This is a genomic window from Sphingomonas sp. GC_Shp_5, from assembly GCF_026540855.1.
Lineage (GTDB): Bacteria > Pseudomonadota > Alphaproteobacteria > Sphingomonadales > Sphingomonadaceae > Sphingomonas.
The window spans coordinates 73,771-96,524 of the sequence record NZ_JALNUP010000004.1 but is presented as its reverse complement, the minus strand read 5'-3'; the positions used below and the strand labels follow the sequence as shown (position 1 = coordinate 96,524).

The 22,754-nt window shown below is 67.9% G+C and carries 15 protein-coding genes; 6 read left to right on the top strand and 9 right to left on the bottom strand.

Features of this window, described 5'->3' with window-relative positions:
- Positions 1-229 precede the first annotated feature (229 nt).
- From OXR60_RS04670 to OXR60_RS04645, 6 genes are all read left to right on the top strand, one after another.
- Positions 230-3,157: a TonB-dependent receptor gene (locus OXR60_RS04670; protein ID WP_267394546.1), complete on the top strand. Its 2,928-nt coding sequence runs from the start codon at positions 230-232 to the stop codon at positions 3,155-3,157.
- A 301-nt stretch (positions 3,158-3,458) separates the two neighbouring features.
- Positions 3,459-5,393: a pilus assembly protein TadG-related protein gene (locus OXR60_RS04665; protein ID WP_267394544.1), complete on the top strand. Its 1,935-nt coding sequence runs from the start codon at positions 3,459-3,461 to the stop codon at positions 5,391-5,393.
- Positions 5,390-5,995, top strand: coding sequence for a TadE family protein (locus OXR60_RS04660; protein ID WP_267394542.1), 606 nt, complete (start codon positions 5,390-5,392; stop codon positions 5,993-5,995). The genes OXR60_RS04665 and OXR60_RS04660 overlap by 4 nt, the downstream gene beginning before the upstream one ends.
- A 5-nt stretch (positions 5,996-6,000) precedes the next feature.
- On the top strand, positions 6,001-6,681 hold the full coding sequence (locus OXR60_RS04655; RefSeq protein WP_267394540.1) for a TadE/TadG family type IV pilus assembly protein: 681 nt from the start codon (positions 6,001-6,003) through the stop codon (positions 6,679-6,681).
- Positions 6,682-6,811: 130 nt separating this feature from the next.
- The gene (locus OXR60_RS04650) at positions 6,812-9,424 is read left to right on the top strand and encodes an EAL domain-containing protein (protein WP_267394538.1); all 2,613 of its coding nucleotides are present in this window, start codon (positions 6,812-6,814) and stop codon (positions 9,422-9,424) included.
- A 451-nt stretch (positions 9,425-9,875) separates the two neighbouring features.
- The gene (locus OXR60_RS04645) at positions 9,876-10,721 is read left to right on the top strand and encodes a CoA ester lyase (protein ID WP_267394693.1); all 846 of its coding nucleotides are present in this window, start codon (positions 9,876-9,878) and stop codon (positions 10,719-10,721) included.
- A 115-nt stretch (positions 10,722-10,836) separates the two neighbouring features.
- Here OXR60_RS04645 and OXR60_RS04640 read toward each other — a convergent pair whose 3' ends face one another.
- The 9 genes from OXR60_RS04640 to OXR60_RS04600 all read right to left on the bottom strand — a co-directional run bounded on the left by OXR60_RS04640 (position 10,837) and on the right by OXR60_RS04600 (position 22,720).
- A complete protein-coding gene (locus tag OXR60_RS04640; RefSeq protein ID WP_267394537.1) occupies positions 10,837-12,960 on the bottom strand; it encodes an ATP-binding protein in 2,124 nt (707 codons plus the stop codon).
- Positions 12,961-13,199: 239 nt separating this feature from the next.
- The gene (locus OXR60_RS04635; RefSeq protein ID WP_267394535.1) at positions 13,200-14,207 is read right to left on the bottom strand and encodes a glycosyltransferase family 4 protein; all 1,008 of its coding nucleotides are present in this window, start codon (positions 14,205-14,207) and stop codon (positions 13,200-13,202) included.
- Between the two features lie 10 nt (positions 14,208-14,217).
- Complete coding sequence (locus tag OXR60_RS04630) at positions 14,218-15,804, bottom strand: alpha-amylase family glycosyl hydrolase (RefSeq protein ID WP_267394533.1); 1,587 nt, start codon at positions 15,802-15,804, stop codon at positions 14,218-14,220.
- A gap of 112 nt (positions 15,805-15,916) precedes the next feature.
- Positions 15,917-17,035: a glycosidase gene (locus OXR60_RS04625; protein WP_267394531.1), complete on the bottom strand. Its 1,119-nt coding sequence runs from the start codon at positions 17,033-17,035 to the stop codon at positions 15,917-15,919.
- 136 nt (positions 17,036-17,171) lie between these two features.
- The gene (locus tag OXR60_RS04620) at positions 17,172-18,011 is read right to left on the bottom strand and encodes a TorF family putative porin (RefSeq protein ID WP_267394530.1); all 840 of its coding nucleotides are present in this window, start codon (positions 18,009-18,011) and stop codon (positions 17,172-17,174) included.
- A 286-nt stretch (positions 18,012-18,297) separates the two neighbouring features.
- Positions 18,298-19,824, bottom strand: a complete 1,527-nt coding sequence (locus OXR60_RS04615; protein ID WP_267394528.1) for a SulP family inorganic anion transporter — start codon at positions 19,822-19,824, stop codon at positions 18,298-18,300.
- Positions 19,821-20,519 (bottom strand): carbonic anhydrase, encoded by a 699-nt coding sequence (locus tag OXR60_RS04610; protein ID WP_267394526.1) that lies wholly within the window; start codon positions 20,517-20,519, stop codon positions 19,821-19,823. Before OXR60_RS04610 ends, OXR60_RS04615 begins: the two co-directional genes overlap by 4 nt.
- Before the next feature lie 120 nt (positions 20,520-20,639).
- The gene (locus tag OXR60_RS04605; protein ID WP_267394692.1) at positions 20,640-21,950 is read right to left on the bottom strand and encodes an ATP-binding protein; all 1,311 of its coding nucleotides are present in this window, start codon (positions 21,948-21,950) and stop codon (positions 20,640-20,642) included.
- Positions 21,951-22,009: 59 nt separating this feature from the next.
- On the bottom strand, positions 22,010-22,720 hold the full coding sequence (locus OXR60_RS04600) for a response regulator transcription factor (protein ID WP_267394524.1): 711 nt from the start codon (positions 22,718-22,720) through the stop codon (positions 22,010-22,012).
- Between the last annotated feature and the right edge of the window lie 34 nt (positions 22,721-22,754).

Here is a 22,754-nt window from a genome sequence, read left to right as displayed (position 1 = left end):
GCTTTGTGACGGCAATGTCACGCCATCTGGCCATGGCTTGTAACAATATGATTCATGTTGTTACGCGAGAGATCATCAGGCAACTTCCGATTCGGCCGTAATCCCACACAGGGATATGGTTGAAACGGGGGTAAACTACATGATCACACTCGCTTTTAAGCGTTCTCTACTTGCGTCTACGCTTCTTGCCGGTGCCGCGGCGCTGACCGGACCAGCGCTGGCCCAGACCGTGCCGGCAGAAGCCGCACCCGAAGTGGCGCAGGCATCGGCCGAGAACGACCGTGAGATCATCGTCACCGGCTCGCGGATCGGTCGTCCCGATCTTGAAACCTCGAGCCCGGTGAGCGTGATCGGCCAGCAGGAAATCACCCTGCGCCAGCCCGCCACGGCCGAAGAGTTGCTGCGCGATCTGCCGGCGATCCGCCCGTCGCTGGGCCCGGGCGTCAACAATGGTTCGGATGGATCATCGACGCTGGACCTGCGCGGCATCGGCAGCAACCGGACGCTGGTGCTGCTCGATGGACGACGCATCGTGCCGTTCGGGCTGGACGGGTTGACCGACACCAACGTCATTCCCGTGGCGCTGGTGGAGCGGGTCGACGTCGTCACCGGCGGTGCCTCGTCAGTCTACGGCGCCGACGCGGTGGCCGGCGTGGTCAACTTCATCACTCGTCGCGATTTCTCGGGCGTCGATGCTTCGGCTCAATATCGCATCGCCGAACGCGGCGATGCGGCGCGCTTCAACGGCGACATCACGATCGGTGGCAACTTGGGAGACGGCCGCGGCAATGCCGTGCTCGGCATCGGCTATACCAAGGCCGACCCGCTGCTCCACACCCAGCGAGCGATCAGCGCCTTTCCGGTGAGCTCGACCACCGGGCTGTTCTCTGGCGCGACGGCGGCGCAGGTGACGATCTTCGCCGCGCCGACCAACGCCCAACTCGGCTTGCCCGCGAGCAGCTTTGGCGCGGTGGTGAATCCCGCTACCGGGCGGCTGCAGGCGGCGACGGCGGCCGACACCTACAACACCAACAACGGCACCTATTTCCAGACTCCCCTGGAGCGGATCAACGTCTATGCCGCAGCGCATTACGGGCTGACCGACGGCATCGAACTGTACACCAGCGCCTTCTACGTCCGCAACGAGGTGCGGCTGCAGCTGGCGCCGTCCGGCACCTTCGGCAACACCTATCAGCTGTCGCTCAACAACCCCTATCTGCCCGCCGGCGTCCGCAGCCAATTGTGCACGGCACGCTCGATCTCGGTGGCTGCCTGCAACGCCGCAGCCGCTGCGCAGGGTGGCCCCGGCACGGCCGGCTATGTGGAGGTGCCGGTGATCGCGCAGCGGCGCTTTACCGAATATGGGCCGCGCGGCAATCCGATCACCAGCCAGGTGTTCCAGATCCAGGGCGGCGTGCGCGGCGACATCACCCCTACCCTCCATTATGATCTCTCCGGCCAATATGGCGAGACCACGCAGAATCAGGTCCGCGAGAATTGGGGATCGTTCAGCAAGGTGCAGCAGGCGTTGCGCGCCTATCGCACCGCCGGCGGCCAGGCGGTGTGCACCGACGGTGCCAACGGCTGCGTCCCGCTCAACCTGTTCGGCCCCAACGGCTCGATCACCGCGGACCAGCTGGCGTTCATCGACCTCGACGCGCTGATCAACCGCAAGACCAAGCTGTCGGTGATCACCGGCAACATCGGCGGCGACCTGTTCGGCCTGACTTCGCCGTTCGCCTCCAAGGTGGTGGGCTTCTCGATCGGCGGCGAGGTACGCACCCTTTCCGCGGCGAGCACGCCCGATGCACCATCGCAGATCCAGGGCGAGGTGCTCGGCACCGGTGCGCGCACCCCGCCCGATCGCGGCCGCTACAACGTCAAGGAAGTGTTCGGCGAGCTGATCGTCCCGCTCGTCGAAAATGTGCCCTTCTTCTACAGTCTGCAGGCAGAAGGCGGCATCCGCTATTCGGACTATTCGACCACCGGCAGCAGCACGACGTGGAAGGCCGGCGGCGGCTGGGAGCCGTTCCAGGGCTTCAAGTTCCGCGCGATGTATCAAAAGGCGGTGCGCTCGCCCAATATCCAGGAGCTGTTCCAGTCTGCCGTCCAGGGCCTGGGCAATCTGACCGTCGATCCCTGTCAGGCGAACCAGCTGGCGAACGCCGCGGCCAATCCCGGTATTGCCGCGCTGTGCGTCGCCACCGGTGCGCCGACCAACACCATCGGCCAGATCCCGGCGCCGACCTCGGGCCAGATCAACGTCACCACCCAGGGCAATAACGACCTCGATGTCGAGCGGGCGACCACCTACACGCTCGGCGGGATCCTCCAGCCGAGCTTCCTGCCGGGGTTCGCCTTCAACGCCGACTATTTCAACATCGTCGTCAAGAATGCGATCACCCAGCCGGCGCAGGCCGACATCCTCAACGGCTGCTATTCGGCGTCGCTCAATCCAGGCTTCACCAACAACGCCTTCTGCGCGCTGATCCAGCGCAACCCGCTGACCGGCTCGCTCAACGGCGCGGGCGAGACCGCGGGCGTGATCCTGAGCTATTCAAACCTCGGCCGGATCGAGACGGCAGGGATCGACTTCGGCGTGAGCCAGCGCGCCAAGCTCGACGATCTCGGCGTCAACGTGCCGGGCGAGCTGGCGATGAGCTTCAACGCCACCTGGCTCGATTATTATCATTTCCAGGCGACGCCGAACGCGATCAACCGTGATTGCACCGGCTATTACAGCGCCAGCGGCTGCACCAACCCGCGGGCCGAGTGGAAGTGGAACGGGCGGCTGACCTACAGCCAGGAGACGTTCGACATCTCGCTGCTATGGACGCACATCAGCCCGGTATCGCTCGAACCGTTCCTGGCAACGCGGCTGCCCGGCGACACGGCGCAACCCGGCGGGCCCAATCCGAGCACGGTGCTTGCCGCCTATCGCAATATCCCCGCGTACAACTACTTCGATCTCGCGGTGCGGGTGATGCCGACCAAGAATCTCGAGCTCAGCCTGACCGTGGACAATCTGCTCGACAAGGATCCGCCAGCGGCCGGCTCGGGCGTCGGCGGCACCGCCTTCAACAGCGGCAACACCTTTCCGACGCTGTACGATCCGATCGGGCGATCGTTCACGATGGGCGCGCGGCTGAAGTTCTAGAGGCAATTGGGATCGGCCGGATGGTCGATGCTGTTGGGGCGGCGGTCGTGACCGTCGCCCCTTGTCGTGCGGTTCCGACGCGGGCCGGTAAACATCGCTGCCGGGCGCATACCGTAGGAGCGCCGGGATATCATGTTACCGCCGGGCGCCGCCGCATGCTTCCAGCAACGCCAAGCCCCTGAGTTGAGTGGCAAAGCAACGTGAAGATGATACGGATCAATACCAAACTAAGTTTTGTCCATACTGGATATTAACCGAATTGGGTCAATTGCCAGCGGCGAAGATTACGTCGCGGGGCAAGATGACGGTGTCATTGGGAAAGTGGCCGCTAGCGCGCGGCACCATGGTGGCGAGGCTGGTGCTGGCGGTCGGCGCGCTGCGCCGCAACCGGCGCGGCTCGACACTGGCGCTGATGGCGGCAGGCCTGTTTCCGATGATCGCCTCGGTCGGGGCCGCGATCGACCTGGCGCGGCTCTACATCACCACCAGCCAGATGCAGGCCGGCGTCGACGCGGCGGCGCTGGCTGGCGCCAATGCTTTCGACAACAAGGATGACAGCGATCCGAACGGCCGCAAGCAGCAGGTGATCGCCTATTTCCGGGACAATTTCCCGGACAGCTACATGGGCGTCCAGCAAGGCGGCGGCACCCCGCCGATCGGCGGCACCAAGGCGCTGGAGGACCCGATCTTCACCACCAACAACGGCGTCAGCCAGACGGTGGTGAACGCCGTCGGGCTGGTGCCGATGACGTTCATGAGCATCTTCGGGATCGCGCCGCACACGGTGTCCGTCACCGCGCACGCCGAATTCCAGCCGCACCCGCTGGAGGTGATGGTGGTGCTCGATAATACCGGATCGATGCAACAGACGATCAACGGCGTCGCCAAGATCGACGCGCTCAAATCGGCCATGCACAGCTTCATCAACGTACTTTACCAGGGCTCGCAGAACGCTCAGCCGAACCTGGCGATGGGGATCATCAACTATACCAATCAGGTGAACGTCGGCTCGCTGCTGAAAGCGGCCAACATCCCGATCGAGACGATCCCAGGGTTCTCCGATCGCGATTGGGCATCCGGTGACGCAATGGGCTGGAAGGGGTGCGTCGCCAACGACGAGACCGTCAACACCATGTCCAGTTCCGCCACCACCATCGAGCCGGGCGCCTATGACGTCACGAATGAGCTGCCCGGCGACACGCCCCGCCCAGGCTCGCCCCACGCGATGAACCCCATCCGGCCGCTCATCATGCCGCCGCTGTGGCTGTCTACCTACAACGACTATGACCAGACCACGACATCGAGCTATTACAACCCTAATTCCACCAACAACCTGTACTGGGACCCCAAGGCGGGGACCGGAACGGCAGCAGTGTCGGCACTGGCCAATTCAGCTTCGTTCAAGCGTTTTTTCTACCGCTACTACATCGCCATCAACAATGGCGCAGCCGATATGACCAATGACGTGATCGTCGCCGCCGACAAGACCAGCTATTATGACCCAACCGCGCCAAATGCGTTTAATCCGCTCACCAATACCGGCACCGACTTCTATGTTCGCGCCGACAAAATTCCTTATCTGAGCTCGTTCAAGGCCGCCGCCCCTTATGTGGTGACATCCAACAACACCAACATGCCCTCGCCCAACTGGCAGTGCCCGGAGCCCGGCCTGCCGATTACCTACAACGTCAGCCGCGCGACCTTCGATAATTTCATCGACCAGAAGGTCTGGGCCATCCTGCCCGCCAACGGCACCATGCACCACACCGGCTTCATCTGGGGCTGGCGAATCCTGTCGCGCTACACGAAGTTCGTGCGCACCAAGCCCGACGGCTCAGGCGCACCGGTGAGGGCAATGGTGTTCATGACCGACGGCAAGACGGAGCTGGGCGGCAGCAGCAAAGAGAATGACAAGGTCTACACCGCCTACGGCTCAGTGAACGACCAGTCGATCACCACCGCAACCGAGAATACCACCAAGATCGGCGACGCGGCCAATCTACGCTTCGCCAAAGCCTGTGCAATCGCCAACTCCTATGTCTTTCCGGACAGTCAGAAAGCCGCCCAGATCTACGTGGTGGCCATCAACCGGGCCAATGACATCGATGCCGACAGCCAGGCACGCCTTAAGAATTGCGGCAAGAACGGCTATTGGCTGAGCACCACGCCAACCGATCTCAGCAACGCCTTCACCCAGATCGCCCGCACCCTCGTCGACGTGCATCTCACGCAATGATCGCGCTGCTTCCGCTCCGCCGGCTCGCGGCCGACCTGCGCGGCATCTCCGCCGTTGAGTTCGCGATGCTCGCGCCGGTGCTGATCCTGCTGATCTGCGGGACGATCGATCTGGGCTATATCTATGTCGCGCAGAGCAGCCTGACCGGCGCCGTCGCCGCGGCGGCGCGTGCGAGCAGCGCCACCCAGGAGAGCAGCCAGGCCGATCGCAACGCCGCGATGCAGACCGCGATTGCGCGGACGATGAACCGGTTCCTGCTCGTCCCCGGCCAGCATCTCAACGTCGTCGCCACCGCCTATCGCAACTTCAGCGAGACCCGGCCCGAGGATTACACCGACACCAACGGCAACGGCAAATATGACGGCCCTTCGGGATCGTTCGTCGGCGAGCCCTATACCGATCGCAACGGCAATGGCGTGTGGGATCCGGCGCTGCCGATCGCCAACAGCACGGTGGGCGCCGAGGGCGATGTCGTCACCTATACCGCGACCTTCCCGGTGCAGCATCTGTTCGGCTTCCTCAACCTCGGCGGCCCCGGTGCGCGCGGCGTGACGCTGCGCGCGGCCTCGGTGGTGCGCAACGAGCCGGTGAAGACACAATGAGCCTGGTGCCGCCCCCTTCACCCGCCCCGGCTGCGCGGCCGCCCGGCTTGCTGGCGCGGCTGGCGCGCGATCGCGGCGCGGTGAGCCTGATCGAGTTCGCGCTCGCCATGCCGCTGCTGCTCGGCTTCGCGCTCGGCGGGCTGGAGATGGCCAATTACATCCTCGCCTCCAACACCACGCAGCGGCTGGCGACGATGGTCGCCGACATGGTCGCGCAGACCGGGGTGGGCGGGATCGCCACCTCCGAGGCGCAGATCTACGATCTGTTCCAGGCGATCGACGTCTCCGCGCAGCCGCTCAAGATGCGCCAATATGGCCGGGTGATCTTCACCGTGGTGCGCGCCGAGCGCCAGTCAGACGGGGTGGTGCGCAACGTCTTTGCCGACGCGACCTACGCCCAGCAGTTCGACGGCGGCTATGTCGCGGCGACGCCCAAGCTTGGCTGCCACACCACCCAGACGCTGCCGAGCTTCAGCCGGGTGCTGCCGGTGGGCGAGATCATGGCGCACGCGCAGGTGAGCTATCGCTACCAGCCGCTGCTGCCGACCAGCGTGTTCAGCTATTTCAAGGCGCCGCTGGTGATCACCCGCACCGCCGACTTCCGGATGCGCAAGAACCAGTTCAGCGTTTCCGGCGACAGCGCGCACCCGGTGAAGAGCAATTGCGCGACGCCGCTCGGCGTGTAGCGGCGGCGCTGTTGCGGGCCAAGATAACGCTGCCCGTCTACCCAAAACGGTTCTGTTACAGTTCATTAAGCAGCAAACGGGGAAAGCGGACGAGGCTCGGACCGGGCCAGGTGAAGAGGGCAGAGATCGGATGGATCAGGTGGAGGGTCGCAGTTTCGTCGACAGCGGCGATGACGGGGGCGAAATCTCCGCCACGCTGGCCGATATCTATGACACGCTTGCCCGCCACCCTGCGCTGGCCGCCGCCGGTGCCGACCAGCCGTCAACGCCATGGGGGTCGACCGGCGACCTTGGCAGCGCCGATCTCGATCGGGCGCTGAGCCGGGTGCGGATCGGCATCCTCCACCGCGATTCGGCACGCCGCGTGCTCGCGGTCAACGAGCGGTTCTGCGAGCTGATCGGACGCAGCGTCGACGAATTGGCGGGCGTGTCGCTCGAGGCCTACATCCACCCCGACGACGCCGCGGCCGCCAACGCCGAATACAATCATCATACCGCCACCGCGACGCCCTACGACCGCGACCTGCGCTTCGTGCGCCGCGACGGCAGCGTGGTGTGGTGCGTGATCTCGATTTCCTATGTGTGCGACGCCGCCGGCCAGGCGATTTCGACGATCACCGTGCTGCGCGACATCACCAGCCGGCGGACGGCCGAGGAGGGCCTGCGCGAGAGCGAGCGGCATTACCGTTATTCGGTGGACCTCAGCCCGACGATCAACTGGATCGGTTCTGCCGAGGGTGCGATCGAAGAGGTCAGCTCGCGGTGGGAGGACGTCACCGGCGGCGCGCCCGCCGACGCGCTCGGCGAGCGCTGGGTGGAGGCGCTCCACCCCGACGATGTGGCGCCGACCATGGCCGCCTGGGCCGAGGCGCTGGCGAGCTGCCGGCCGGTCGACATCGAATATCGGCTGCGCACCCGCGACGGCAGCTATCGCTGGTTCCGCTCGCGCGCCGCGGCGCGGCTGGACGGCGAGGGCCGCGCGGTGCGCTGGTACGGCACGCTCGAGGATATCGACGACCGCAAGCTTGCCGAGAATGCGTTGCGTGAAAGCGAGGAGCGGTTCCGCCTCGCCGCGCATGCCGCGGGGCTCGGCATCTGGGATTATGACGCGGTCCATGACCGGCGCGAATGGTCCGACGAGTTGAAGCGGATGATGGGCGTGCCGCTCGATGCGCGGCCCGACGTCGCCACCGCGCTGGCGCTGGTGGTGCCCGAAGACCGCCACGCGCTGGAAAGCCTGGTTGCCGCAGTGGCGGCGGGCGACGGCGGCCACCGCTTCGAGGTGACGCTGCGCATCCACCGCGCCGACGACGGCGCGCTGCGCTGGATGCAGACCGGCGGCTGGCGGATCGAGGGCGCGGCGGGGCAGCTCGGCCGCGTGCTCGTCACCGTCCGCGACGTCACCGAGGAGCGCACCGCCGAGCAGCGCATCCGCTGGGCGGCGAGCCACGATGCGATGACCCGGCTGCCCAACCGCGCCGCGTTTGGCGAGCGGCTCGAGCGCGGCATCGCGCAGGCGGAACGCGACGGCAGCCGGCTGGCGCTGGTGCTGTTCGACGTCGATCACCTCAAGGAAACCAACGACACCATCGGCCATGACGCCGGCGACCTGCTGCTGCGGACCTTCGCCGAGCGGCTGCGCGAGGCGCTGGGGCCTGACTGCGCGGTGGCGCGGCTCGGCGGCGACGAGTTTGCCGCGGTGCTGACCGACGTCGACGGCGAAGCGACGGTGAGCGAGCTGGTGCTGCGCGTGCTGCGCGTGCTGCGCGAGCCGTTCACGCACGAGGGGCGGATCCTCGACTGCCAGGCGACCGCGGGCGGATCGATATTTCCGGTCAACGGCCGCGACGCCGCCGAACTGCTCAAGGCGGCCGACATGGCGCTCTATGCGGCCAAGGGCCGCCAGCGCGGCGGGCTGCTGATGTTCCGCGCCGACATGCGCGCCGATGTCCAGCGCCGCTCGTCGATGATCAGCATCGCCCGCGACGCCGCGCATGACGATCGCATCACCCCCTTCTATCAGCCCAAGGTGCAGCTGCTGAGCGGCCGGGTGAGCGGGTTCGAGGCGCTGCTGCGCTGGCGCGACCGCCAGGGCAGCCTGCACCTGCCGGGCACGATCGCGGCGGCGTTCGAGGACCTCGACCTCGCGGTGGCGCTGAGCGAGCGGATGCTGGAGCGGATCGTCGTCGATATGCGCGACTGGCTGGACCGCGGGATCGATTTCGGCCGGGTCGCGGTCAACCTGTCGCCCGCCGAATTCCGACACGAGAGCCTTGCCGACCGGATCATGGAACGGCTGCACGGCGCCGGGGTGCCGCCATCGCGGCTCGAGCTGGAAGTGACCGAAACCGTGTTCCTCGGCCGCGACGCCGAATGCGTCGGCCAGACGCTCGACGCGTTCAGCCGCGCCGGGGTGACCATCGCGCTCGACGATTTCGGCACCGGCTATGCCTCGCTGACCCATCTCAAGGCGTTTCCGGTCGATGTGATCAAGATCGACCGCAGCTTCGTCAGCAGCCTCGATACCGATGCCGGCGACGCCGCGATCATCGACGCGGTGGTCGGGCTCGGCCACCGGCTGGGAATGAAGGTGGTCGCCGAGGGCGTCGAGACGCTGGCGCAGGCGCGCCACCTGCGCGAGGGCGGCTGCGACGAGGGCCAGGGCTATCTGTTCGGCCGCGCGGTGCCGGCGGCGGTGGTGCCGGGGCTGATCGTCGGCGAGCAGTGGAAGGCGGTCGGCTGACGCCGGGCGAGTCGCGACCGATCCGGTCGACAAGGTCGGCGCCTTGCTTTGGCCACGCGTGGTGCGCCATGGAGGCGCGTCGGCGGGGCATGCCGTACTAATACGGCTGCGGTGGGCGAAGCGGTTTAACGCTACCGATCACTACAGTCGCCGGTCGAGACGTTTCGCTGATTAGTCTTGGATCTTTTGCATCTTGGCGCTGCGCTGTTGATAGATGTCATTGTCGGTTACTCGCAGCTAATGTCCGGGACACCTGAATCGGCTGCCATGGTTAACCTATGTAAGGCATGATCATGGCCGATCGTCGCTTCGATCGGCCTATTTGCGCGAGCGTTTCGCTGCGCTATACTTGCGCCATGATCGACCGCGCTTTCGTTCGCGCTGCGCCGACAGCGGCCGCAGACCATCTGATCCCTGCACCGGGCGCTGCGCTGCCCGCGGCACAATGCTCATGACCGCGGCGGCGAGCGTGCGGCGGCGATCCGCCCTGTTCATGCCGGCATCAAACCCGCGCGCGATCGCCAAGGCGCGCGAGCTGGCATGCGACGTGGTGATCCTTGACCTCGAGGATGCGGTGGCGCCCAACGCCAAGCTCGCGGCGCGCGGCGCGGCGGTCGCGGTGGAGGGGTTCGGCGCGCGCGAATGGGCGATCCGGCTCAACGCGCTCGACACGCCCTGGGGGCTCGACGATGCCGCGGCGGTGAGCCAGTCGCGCGCGCAGGCGGCGGTGCTGCCCAAGGTCGGTTGCGTCGACGATCTTGCCGCAGCGCGCGCGGCGCTCGGCGAGCATGGCCCGCCGATCTGGGCGATGATCGAGACCTGCGGCGCGATCCTCCAGCTGCCGGCGATCGTCGCGGCCGCGGCGGCGACCCGCACCGAATTGCTGATCGCGGGCACCAACGATCTCGCCAAGGAGATGCGCTGCCGCCCGGGCACCGACCGCGCGCCGCTGGTGCCGGCGCTGGCGACCATCGTCACCGCCGCGCGCGCCGCCAATCTCGCGGTGCTCGACGGGGTGTGCAACGCGCTGCACGCGCCCGAGCGACTGGCGGCGGAATGCGCGCAGGGCGCGATGCTCGGGTTCGATGGCAAGACGCTGATCCACCCCTCGCAGATCGACATCGCCAATCGGGCGTTCGCGCCGGCGGTGGAGGAGATCGCCTGGGCGCAAGAGGTGATCGCGGCATTCGACAGCCCTGCCAATGCCGATCGCGGCGCGATCCAGCTCGGCGGCGCGATGGTGGAGCGGCTGCACCTCGACGAGGCGCGGCGGATCGTGCGCTGGGCGGCGGCGTGAGGGCGGCCGCTAGCCACGTGCCGTCATCCCAGCGAAAGCTGGGATCTTGTCGGGGGCTTCCCGTGTGGCCTGAGCTCCCAGCTTTCGCTGGGATGACGGTCGGGCGCGACGTGCCTTAAGCCTGATCCAGCAGCGCACTGATCCGGCTGGCGATCGCGTCCATGGCGAAGGGCTTGGTGACCACAGCCATGTTGGGGGCGAGCTGGCCGTTGCCGATCACGGCATTCTCGGCGTAGCCGGTGATGAACAGCACCTTGAGATCGGGGATCAGCGCCAGCGCGGCGTCGGCGACCTGGCGGCCGTTCATCTGCCCGGGCAGGCCGACATCGGTGATCAGCAAATCGATGCCGACGCCGGTGTTAAGCACGCGCAGCGCCGCGGCGCCGTCGCCGGCCTCGAGCGCGGTGTGGCCGAGTTCCTCAAGGATCTCGATCACCAGCATGCGGATGGTCGGCTCGTCGTCGACCACCAGCACGGTGCGGCGGTCATCGCCGCTTGCCTCATGGGCGCGGACGACCTGATGCTCGTCGGCATTGTCGGTCTCGCCGTAATAGCGCGGCAGGTAGATGCACATGGTGGTGCCCTCCCCCAGCTCCGAATAGATCCGCACCTGCCCGCCGGACTGGCGCGCGAAGCCGTAGATCATCGACAGCCCGAGGCCGGTGCCCTCGCCCAGCGGTTTGGTGGTGTAGAAGGGATCGAAGGCGCGGGCCTGGACCTCGGGGGTCATGCCGGTGCCGGTGTCCGACACGCATAGCGACAGATACTGGCCCGGCGGCAGATCGCGCTCGCGCGCGGCGCGTTCGTCGAGCCATTTGTTGGCGGTCTCGATGGTGATGCGGCCGCCATCGGGCATCGCGTCGCGCGCGTTGATGCACAGGTTGAGCAGCGCATTCTCGAGCTGGTTGGGATCGACGATCGCCGGCCACAGACCGACCGCGCCGACCACCTCGACGCCGATCTGCGGGCCGACGGTGCGCTGGACGAGATCGTGCAGACCGTGGACCAGCTTGTTGACGTCGGTCGGCTTGGGATCGAGCGTCTGTCGGCGCGAGAAAGCGAGCAGGCGGTGGGTGAGCGCGGCGGCGCGGCGCGCGGCGCCCTGCGCGGCATTGGCGTAGCGCTCCAGCTCGCCGATCCGGCCCTGCTTGATGCGCACCTGCATCATCTCGATCGCGCCCGAGATGCCGGTGAGCAGATTGTTGAAATCATGCGCGAGGCCGCCGGTGAGCTGGCCGACCGCCTCCATCTTCTGCGCCTGGCGCAGATGCTCCTCGGCGATCATCAGCTCGCGGGTGCGATCCTCCACCTGGCGCTCGAGGCTGGCGGTGAGATCGGCGAGATCGGCCTCGGCGCGGCGGCGCTCGACGGCGTCGCGGGTGCGCTCGGCGACATCGCGGATAAAGGCGATCTCCTCGGGCAGCCAGGCGCGCGGCTCGGCGTTGTTGATGTAGAGGAGGGCGACGAAGCCGCCCTGCTCGGTAACCGGCATGTTGACGAAGGCAAGCGCGGCGAGCCCCCGCAGCGCCTCGGCGGTGGCGCGGGTGCGATCGTCATCGAATACGTTGCCGATCGCCACGGTGTGGCCGTGCTTCAGATCCTCGATATAGGATCCATAGTCGCGGAAATGCAGCGTCGTCGGCAGCGCCGCAACGCCGGGCGCGCACCATTGGCGATCGGTGACGATGGTCTCGGCGACGCGATCGATGGTGCCATAGCCGACCCGGCTGACCTCGAGGGTGCGGGCGAGGATCTCCGCGGTGGCGAAGGCGAGGTCGGCGGGATCGCCGCCGGCCCGCAGCCGATCGTTGAGCTCCACCAGCGCGGCGGAGCGGATCGCCTGGGTCTTGCGAGCATCGATATCGAAGCTGATCCCGGGGAAGCGGACCGGCGTGCCGGCACCATCGAGTTCGCAGGAGCCCTGCGCCGCCACCCAGCGCGCGCGACCGTCCGGCTGGAGCAGGCGGTATTCGCTTTCGAACTCGCCGCCGGCGCGCAGCGTCGCGGCGATCTCCGTCTCCAGGCGCGGGCGGTCGGCCGGATGGATGCCGGCGAAGAAGGCACTGATCGGGGCACCCCGCCGCGCGAGATCAGGATCAACGCCATAGAGGCGTGCGAAACCAGGATCGGCGGTGACGCGGTCGGCGACCACGTCCCACTCCCAGCTGCCGATGCTGCGCGCGGTGGCACCGCTGCCGCGGCGCTCGCCGATCTCGCTGTCCTCAACCCCCTCGGGCATGAATACTCGCCTCTCAAACGCACGTCACTTGCCGGGCCATACGGCCACCGCTGCCTAGCCAGCTCGCGCCGACCTGTCACGACGGCGGGCGTGGCACGCTCGCACCGGCGGCCCGATCCACCGCGGAAAACCAGCTTTGCGCGCGCCCAACGTATCGGCGGCCCGAGCGATCCGCCGAAAACGAGCGGTCGGTAATCGCATGACTTAGGAGGAGAGCGGCGGCACGGCAGGCGCGGCCATCAGCCCAGGATGCGTCGGTAGAGCTCCAGATAACGATCGGCCATGCGCTCGACGGTGAAGCGGTCGGCGACAGCGGCACGGCAGGCGGCGCGATCAATCTCGGGCAAACGCGCGACCGCCTCGATCGCCTCGGCCTCGCTGTCGACGAGGAAGCCGGTGACGCCATGATCGATCAGTTCGGGCATCGAGCCGCGGTTGATCGCGATCACCGGCGTGCCGCAGGCCATCGCCTCGATCACCGACAGGCCGAAGGGTTCGTCGAAGCTGATCAGGTGGAGCAACGCCGCGGCCGCGCCGAGCGCCCTCACCCGCTCAGGCCCGCCGACCGCGCCGGGATGGGTGATGCGAATGCCGTCGAGATGGGGCTGGACCTCGCGCTCGTAATAGCCCGAATCCTGGACGATGCCGTACATGGCGAGGCGGCGACCGGTGGCGTGCGCGACGCGGATCGCCTCGGCGGCGCCCTTGTCGGGATGCATGCGGCCGAAGAACAGCAGGTCGTCGCTGCCCGCGGCGTTGAACGGGAATTCGTCAAGGACGATGCCGTGGTGGATGGTCGCGGCGTAGCGCAGCTTGGGCGAGCGATCCGCCTCGCTGATCGCGACATAATGCACCCGATCCTGATAGGGCTGGTACATCGGCAGGATGCGATCCGACGAGAAGCCGTGGATGGTGGTGACTATCGGCGTGTCGACGAGATGCGAAAAGGCGTGCGCCGGGAAATCGGCCTGGTTGTGGATCAGATCGAACTCACCCGCGCGCTCGAACAGATGCGCAAGGTGGCGGAACTCCCAGACCTTGGCGTCGATCGACGGGTCTTCGGAATAAGGCGCAGGGACGACCCCGGCGAGGGTACCGGCGGTGAGGCTGTCCTGGGTGGCGAACAGGGTGACATCGACCCCGCGCTTGACCAGCGCCTCGGTGAGCAGGCTCGTCACCAGCTCCCAAGGGCCATAGTGGCGTGGCGGGGTGCGCCACGAGATGGGGGCGAGCATCGCGATCTTCATGCGCGGGGGCTTAGCCGGTTATGCGCAGGATGACAGCTTCGTCGGGCCGCAGCACGAGCTGATCGCCCTCGTCGCGGATCAGCGACAGATCGACGGTGGAGAGCAGCGCCTCGCCGGCGGGCACGGCGACGCGCTGGTCGGTAGCGCCGAGATTGAGCGCCACCGCGATCCGCTCGTCGCCGTGGCGGCGCTCATAGGCGAGCACGTCGCCCTCGGCGTCGAGCAGGCGGAAGTCGCCCACCGCCAGCGCGGCGTGCTTGCGGCGCAGGTCGAGCAGCCGGTGGTGGAGCGCGAGCATCGAGCCCTGGTCCGCGCCCTCGGCCTGGACGTTGCGGGTCGGCCAGTCGGGGCCGAGCGGCAGCCACGGCTCGGCGGTGGAAAAGCCGGCATGGTCGCTGGCGTTCCACGGCATCGGCGTGCGCACCGGATCGCGGCCGAGGCCGAGCCCCGGTTCGCGCAGCTCGCGCGGGTCCTGGACCCGGTCGGAGGGGATCGCGACATCGGAAAGGCCGAGCTCGTCGCCGTAATAGATCGTCGGCGTCCCACGCAGGGTGAGCAGCAGCACCGCGGCGACGCGGGCCTGGGGCTCACCGACGCGGGTCGCGATCCGCGGACGATCGTGGTTGCCGAGCACCCAATTGGGCCAGCCGCCCGCCGGCAACGCGGCCTCATAGTCGCCGATCATCGCGGCGAGCTCGCGGGCGTGCCACGGCGCCTCGATCAGCTGGAAGTTGAAGGGCAGATGCACTTCGGGGGCTTCGAGGCCGTAATAATGCATCAGCCGCTCGATCGGCAGGTAGATTTCGCCGATCAGCACGCGGTCACCGGGATAGCTGTCGGTGATCGCGCGCATCTCGGCGGCGATGCCATGGACCTCGGGCTGGTCAGTCGAGTGGAGCTGAAGCACCGCGTGCATCTCGCCCATCTGCGGCAGATAGGCGGGGTTGGCCGGGTTGTCGGGCAGCTCGGCGTGCTTGATCATGTGCCAGAGCACGTCGATGCGGAAACCGTCGACGCCGCGCGCAAACCAGAAGCGCAGCACGTCCATCATCGCCTGCCGCAGCTCCGGGTTGCGCCAGTTGAGGTCGGCCTGCTCCTTGAGGAAGGCATGGTAGTAATATTGGCCGGTGTGGGCGTCCCACTCCCAGGCCGAGCCGCCGAAATCGCTGATCCAATTGTTGGGCGGGCTGCCGTCCGGCTTGGCGTCGCGCCAGATGTACCAGTCACGCTTGGGGTTGTCGCGCGACGAGCGGCTCTCCTGGAACCAAGGGTGATCGGTGGAGCTGTGGTTGGGGACGAAATCGAGCAGCAGTTTCAGCCCGCGCGCGTGCGCGGCGGCGAGCAGGCTGTCGAAATCGGCGAGTGTGCCAAACCGTGGATCGACGTCGCAGTAATCGGCGACGTCATAGCCGAAGTCGCGCATCGGCGAGGGGAAGATCGGCGAGATCCAGATCGCGTCGACGCCGAGCGCGACGAGATGGTCGAGCCGCGCCTCGATGCCCTTAAGATCGCCGACGCCGTCGCCGTCGCTATCCTGAAACGAGCGCGGGTAGATCTGGTAGATGGTGCCGGTCTGCCACCAGGGAGTGTCGGTCATGGCTGCGCTCCTGCGGCGTTGATCGTCATCCCGGCGAACGCTGCGATCTCTGGCGAGGGAGGACAAGAAGGAGTGGCTTGAGACCCCAGCTTCCGCTGGGGTGACGGACGGGTCATTGGAACCGCGCCTTGGCGATCCGTGTCATCCGGCACGCCAGATCCGCCTCGCCGCTCGCCACCAGATAGTCGTCGCCGGCCTCGACCACCCCGGTGGTGAACACCACCGGGGTGGGCAGGTACATCTGGTGGGCGATCGGCGCGATGAGCGCCGGGTTTGCCTCGAGCAGCGGCACCTCGTCCTCCACCCGCAGGATCCGCGCGGGATCGTCGCGGTCGAGCAGCGCCCAGAAGCTGCGGTAGATCCCGACCGTCTCGCGCGCCTCGACGCCATGGTAGATCATCATCCAGCCATCGGCGGTGAGCACCGGCTGGGTGCCGCCGCCGATCTTCATCGCCGAGGCCGAGCCCTTGCGTGCGCGCAGGCCCGGCGCGTCGAGCGGCTTCCAGTGGAGCGCGTCGGGGCTTTGCGCGAAGTTGATCGAGGGGCCGCCGACATAGGGGCTGTCTTCCGGATAGGCGAAATAGACTTCGCCGAGCGGCCGGGTCAGAGCCATGAACTTGGTCCCGACCTTGCCCTCGAACAGGATCATGTCCTTGTTCTGGTGATCGAGGACGATGCCCTCGAGCCGGTAATGCAACCCGTCGCGCGAGGTGTGGAGCGTGGTGCAATGGCGTTCGGCGCTGACCGAGCAGGTCGTCATGTACCAGGTGTCGCCGATCCGGGTGATGCGCGCGTCCTCGACGCCATAGTCCTGAAAGGCCGCGGCGGGCTCGATCGCGGCGTCATAATGGATCGCGACGATGGCCGTGCCGTCGGCGTTCAGCTCTACCGGGAGCAGCCAGGACAGCGAGGTGAGGCCGAGGATGCGGTGCTTAGAGCCGCCCAATTCGAACTGGCGGGGATCGGCCATGTTGACGCCGCTTAACCGGTGGTTGTCGAGCACATAGCCCGCCGGCGTCCAGCGGATCGCGCGGACATGCGCGCCGCTGACCGGCTGGCTGAGCGCCTCGGCGACGCGGACCATCAGCAGCAGATTGCCGTTGGCGAGCCGGGTGAAGCCGGGATTGAAGGCGCCGAGCACATAGGTGGGCTCGGCGATGCCGCGGCGGAGGGGAGAGCGGGTCAGATCGACCTGGTCGGGGGTGAAGATCAGCGCGTCGTGCAAGGCCATGGGGGCAGTACCGACACGGCGGGGGTGAGGTTCCCTCGCCTCCGATCTTGCTCCCTCCTTCGTTACGGGGCGACACGACCACCTCGCCCATCGTCGTCCGCCACCCCAGAGGTGATCCGGGGCGGCGGCGACGGCGTCAGAACGCCGCCGCGACCGAGAACACCACCTGCGGGCCGGCGATGCTGCTGCCATCTTCCGTGTTGGAAAAGTTGGGCAGCAGATAGGCCGAACCACGGCGGCTGATGTCGGTATCGGTATAGGCGACGCCGAGGGTGAGCGGCGTGCCCTTCACCGCAAAGTCGGCGCCGATCATCCAGTCCCAATAGCTGCCCGTCGGGGTGACCGAGGTGCCGTTGGGGCCGAGCCCGGGGTTGCCGTGTGAATAGCCGATATGCGCCTTGGCGGTGAGCGGCGTGGTGGGGATCCCTGCCGTGGCGTCGCCCCACAGATAGAGATTGTCCTCCTTGTCGCCGGGATCGGTGTAGCCCCCGCTCTGCGCGGCGGCGCCGGTGGCGTACCAATTGCCGAGCGCCTGCTGCTTGGGGGCATAAGCGACGCCGGCGAGCAGCGAGGCAGGGCCGAGCGTGCCCGAGAGCTTGACATAGGGCTCGGCGAAATCGGTCTTGGAGGCGCCGCCGGGGTACATGTACCAGGTGAGGCCGACATCGAGCGCGCCGCCGCCGAGCGGCAGCTTGTAGCCGCCGATCAGATCGAGCTCGGTGTTGGAGCCGCCGAAGGTGCCCCAGCCGGCGAGGTTCGACGCCCAGGCGCCGATGTAGAGGCCGCTCTTGTGGGTGACGGTGAGCCCGCCCTGGACGGCGAGTTCCTCGTCGCTCTGCGAGACGCCGCGGAAGCGATAGTCGGAGACGAGGGCGACGCTGCCGGTGACGGTGATCGGCGCCGGCGGCGCGGTATCCTGCGCGGCGGCGGGAGCGGCGGCCAGCAGGCCGGCGGCAACGAGTAGCGAACGGTACATTGGGACCCCTTGGCACATGATGGACGGGAGATCCCTCCTGCGTCCGGGCCGCCGGCACGCTCGTCTCGGAGGAGGATGAGACGGGTGCCGGTCTTTCCCGGACGCAGGCCACGCTAAGGCAGCGGTACTGCCGGCGGGTTGCCGATGGGTGACGAAGTGTTGCTCGGGGTCAGCGACAGCCGGGTGCGCCCCCCGCCCCCGTTCGCCCTGAGCCTGCCGAAGGGCATGAGACTCAGGTGCTTCGACAGGCTCAGCACGAACGGAGGGGGAAGGTCAGTCAGGCATGTCAGTGGGCGAAGGCGACCATGCGGCCGGAGGCGCCGGTCACCTCGATCAGGTCGCCGGCGGCGCGGCGGCGCTGGAACCACTCCTTGAGCAGCTCGGCGCAGGTATGATCGACGGTGCGCAGCCTGGACAGATCGAGCCGCACCGTCGAGCCCTGCGGCGCGCGATCGAGCGTGTCGGAGAGCTTGGGCAGCGACACGAAGGTGGCGGCGCCGGCGAGATCGATCTCGTGCGCGCCATTCTCCTGACGCTCGGCGACGTTGAGCTTGAGGCCGCGGAGGTGGGGCACCAGCTCGAGCAGCGACAGGCCGATGCCGACCAGCACGCCGGTGAGCAGATCCGCCGCCACCACCGTGACCAGCGTCGCCGCCCAGATCAGCGCCGGGAGCACGCCATAATGGGTGAACAGGTGACGCGCATGGGCGATGCTGACGAGGCGAACGCCGGTAACGACCAGGATCGCGCCTAGTGCCGCCATCGGAATCTCGCGCAGCAGCCAGGGCAGCAGCGCGACGAAGCCGAGGATCCAGGCGCCGTGGAGGATGGTCGAGAGCCGGCTGGTGGCGCCGGCCTGGACGTTGGCCGAGCTGCGGACGATGACGCCGGTCATCGGCAGCGCGCCGGCGAAGCCGCACAGCAGGTTGCCGATGCCCTGGGCACGCAGCTCCTTGTTGTAGTTGGTGCGGACGCCGTCGTGCATCCGGTCCACCGCGGCGGCCGAGAGCAGCGTCTCGGCGCTGGCGATGAAGGCGATCGCGATCGCGGCGGTGATCACGGCGGGATCGAGCCAGCGCGCGAACAGCGTGGCATCGGGCAGCGCCAGCGCCGCGGTGATCGATTCAGGGACCGCGACATGCGCGACCTGCAGCCCGAATCCGAGCGCGACGAAGGTGCCGGCGAGCACGCCGATCAGCGCGCCGGGGACGAGCTTGAGCGACGCGGGACGCAGCTTTTCCCAGCCGAGCATCGCGGCGATGGTGACGAGCCCGACCGCAAAGGCGAGCTCGGCGGCCTGAGCGTTGCCGGGCTGGAGCCCGAGCAGGCGACCGGGCATGGCGGCGAGGTTCTGTGCGCCGCTCGGCAGCGGCTTGGCATCGAACAGGACGTGGAACTGGCCGGCGACGATCAGCACGCCGATTCCGGCGAGCATGCCGTGGACCACCGCGGGCGAGATCGCGCGGAACCAGCCGCCGAGCCGGGCGACGCCGGCGACGAACTGGATCAGCCCGGCGAGGACGAGGATCGGCCCGAGCGCGGAAAGGCCGTGATCGCGAACCAGCTCGAACACCACCACGGCTAGGCCCGCGGCGGGGCCGCTGACCTGGAGCGGCGAGCCGGCGAGCGCGCCGACGACGAGACCGCCGATGATCCCGGTGATCAGGCCCTTTTCGGGCGGGACGCCCGAGGCGATGGCGATGCCCATGCACAAGGGCATCGCCACCAGGAAGACGACGATCGACGCGGTGAAATCACGCGTGACCGTCTGAAAGGAAGGAAGCGTCAGCCCCCTTTTCCCCTGGCTGGTCATTCCGCCGCCTCGGGATAGTCGACGTCGGAGGCGAGACGCTGCGCGGCGGGATGCGCCACGGGCAGGTCGTTGCCGTCACGCATCGGCACGAAGCGGCCGGTGCGGCCGTCGAGCCCGAGCACCACGCCCTCGTGGATGTCGACGAACCAGCCGTGGAGCGAGATATGGCCCTTGGCGATGCCGGCGGCGACCGACGGATGGGTACGCAGATGGGCGAGCTGGGCGACAACATTCTCGAGGCTCAGCGCGCGGACGCGCTCGCCGTTGGTAAGCTCGGGATAGCTCTGGTCGACCACCTGTCGCGCGGCGGCGCCGTGATGCAGCCAGCCGACGACGTTGGGCATCGCGGCGAGATCGGCGGGATCGCCCGACAGGCCCTTCATCGCGCCGCAATCGCTGTGGCCGCAGACGATGATGTCGCGCACGCCGAGCGCGGTGACGGCATATTCCACCGTCGCCGAAACGCCGCCGAGCTGGGTGGCATAAGGGGGCACGATGTTGCCCGCGTTGCGGCACACGAACAGGTCACCCGGCTGGGCCTGCATGATATGTTCGGGAACGATGCGCGAATCGGCGCAGGAGATCATCAGCGCCTTGGGGCTCTGACCGTTGTGCGCGAGGGTGTGGTACAGCGCGTGCTGATCCTGGAACACCTTCTTCTCGAAACTGACAACCCGGCCTAGCAGTTCGTTCACGGGGCCTACTCCTTCACCCGCGACCGAGGCGGCCGCATTGAGGATGGTATGTAGCCGGCACGTTTTGCTGCAGCGCCGCACGTTCGTTAGGAATTGTTGCCGCCGCCGGGATCGCCGGGATCAGCGCGGCAGGAACATCGCCGCGCGCAGGCCGCCTTCGCGGCGGTTGGCGAGGGTCAGCGTGCCGCCCTCGGTGTCGACGATGCGGGCGACGATCGGCAGGCCGAGGCCGAAACCGACGGTGTCGCGCGGGCGCGCGGTGTCGAGGCGGACGAACGGATCGAGCACGCGGCGCAGCGCCTCGTCCGGAATACCGGGGCCATCGTCCTCGACGCGAAAGGTGACACCCGCGGGCGTGCTGTCGATCGCCAGCGTGACGCTGCCGGCATAATGGAGCGCATTGTCGACGAGGTTGCCGAGCGCGCGCTTGAGCGCGGTGGGGCGGACGGTGATCTCGCAATGATCCGGGCCGACGTAGCAGCCCTCGAGGCCGCGGTCCTCGACGCCGTCGATCAGCGTCGCCGCGAGCACCGCGACGTCGGTCAGCGCGGGTTGCTCGGGGTCGCTGTCGCCGCCGAGGAAGGCGAGCAGCGAGGCGACCATCGCCTCCATCTCGGCAATGTCATGGTCGATCGCGGTGCGGATCTCAGTGTCGGTGACCCGCTCGGTGCGCAGCCGCAGCCGCGCGAGCGGCGTGCGCAGGTCGTGGCCAACCGCGGCGAGCGCCTGCGTCCGATCGGCGATCAGCCGCTGGATCCGCGCCTGCATCCGGTTGAACGCGGCGACGACGCGGCGGACATCGGCGGGCCCTGCCTCGGGCACCGGCTCGTGCGCGCCGTCGCCGAAACTGTCGGCGGCGACCGCGAGCTGGCGCATCGGCCGCAACGCGTGGCGGATCAGCAGCCCGCCGAGGATCATCAGCGCCAGCGCCGGGATCAGCGCCAGCGCGATCCGCTCGGCGGCGAGGTTGAGGTTGTGAATCGGCTCGAGAGTGCGGAAATAGAGCCAGCTGCCATCGGTCAGCCGCACTCCGCCACTCACCACCGAGCTACGGCCCGGGCGCAGCAAGCGCAGCCGGATATCGCTTTCGGCGAGCGACGGCTCCCACTCGACCACCTGGTGACGCATGCTGTCGAGCGCCGGCGCGATCGGCGGCGGCGGCGGCAGCGCGCGCTGCCAGTGCATCGCATAGCGTTCGGTGGTGAGATCCTCCGCCATCTGCGCGCGATTGGAGGCAGGCTGCTCGGCGACCAGCCGGCGCGCGATCACCAGATGCTCGGCGAGCCGGCGCGCCTCGTCGTCGCGCACCGCGAACTGGCTGGCGCGCTCGTAGAGCAGCGTGCTGACGCCGAACTCAATCACCATCGTCAGCAGCAGGATGGCGACGATCTGGCCGATCAGGCCGATCGAGGGGCGCACCAGCCGCTTCAAGGCGCGCTGGCCAGCATCAGTCACGCAGGATCATTGGCCCCCGGAGCTTTGGCCCCGGATCATACGCGCGTGACCTCGGTGTTGAACATGTAACCGACGCCGCGGACGGTGATGATCGGCGCCTCGTTGCCCGCGCTCGACAGCTTGCGGCGCAGGCGGCTGACCAGCACGTCGATGCTGCGGTCCGAACTGTCGCCGAGGCGGGTGCGGGAGAGTTCGATCAGCCGCTCGCGCGCGATCACCCGGCCGGCATGGTCGGCGAGGCTGACGAGCAGATCGAATTCGGCGCCGGTGAGATCGACGATCGCCCCGGTCGGCGACTTGAGCTCGCGGCGCGGCAGCGTCACCGTCCAGCCGGCAAAGGTGAGCACGCCCTGCTCGCGCTCGCCCTGGCTGCGATCGAGGCTGCCGCGGCGCAGCACCGCGCGGACCCGGGCGATCAGCTCACGGGTGCCAAACGGCTTGGCGAGATAATCGTCGGCGCCGAGCTCGAGGCCGACCACCCGGTCGGTCTCGCTGCCCTTGGCGCTGATGAAGATGATCGGCACGTCGCTCTTCTGGCGCAGGCTGCGGCACAGATCGATGCCGCTGGTGCCGGGCAGCATGATGTCGAGCAGGATCAGGTCGACGGGGCCGGCGTCCAGCGCCAGCCACATCTCCGGCGCCGCCGAGGCGGGACGCACGGTGTAGCCGTTTTCCTGGAGGGCGCGGGTGGTGAGGGTCCGGAGTGCGGGATCGTCCTCGACCAGGAGGATGGTAGGGGCGGTCATGGCCCAGAGGTAGGCGCGGCGCCGGCGGGGGTCA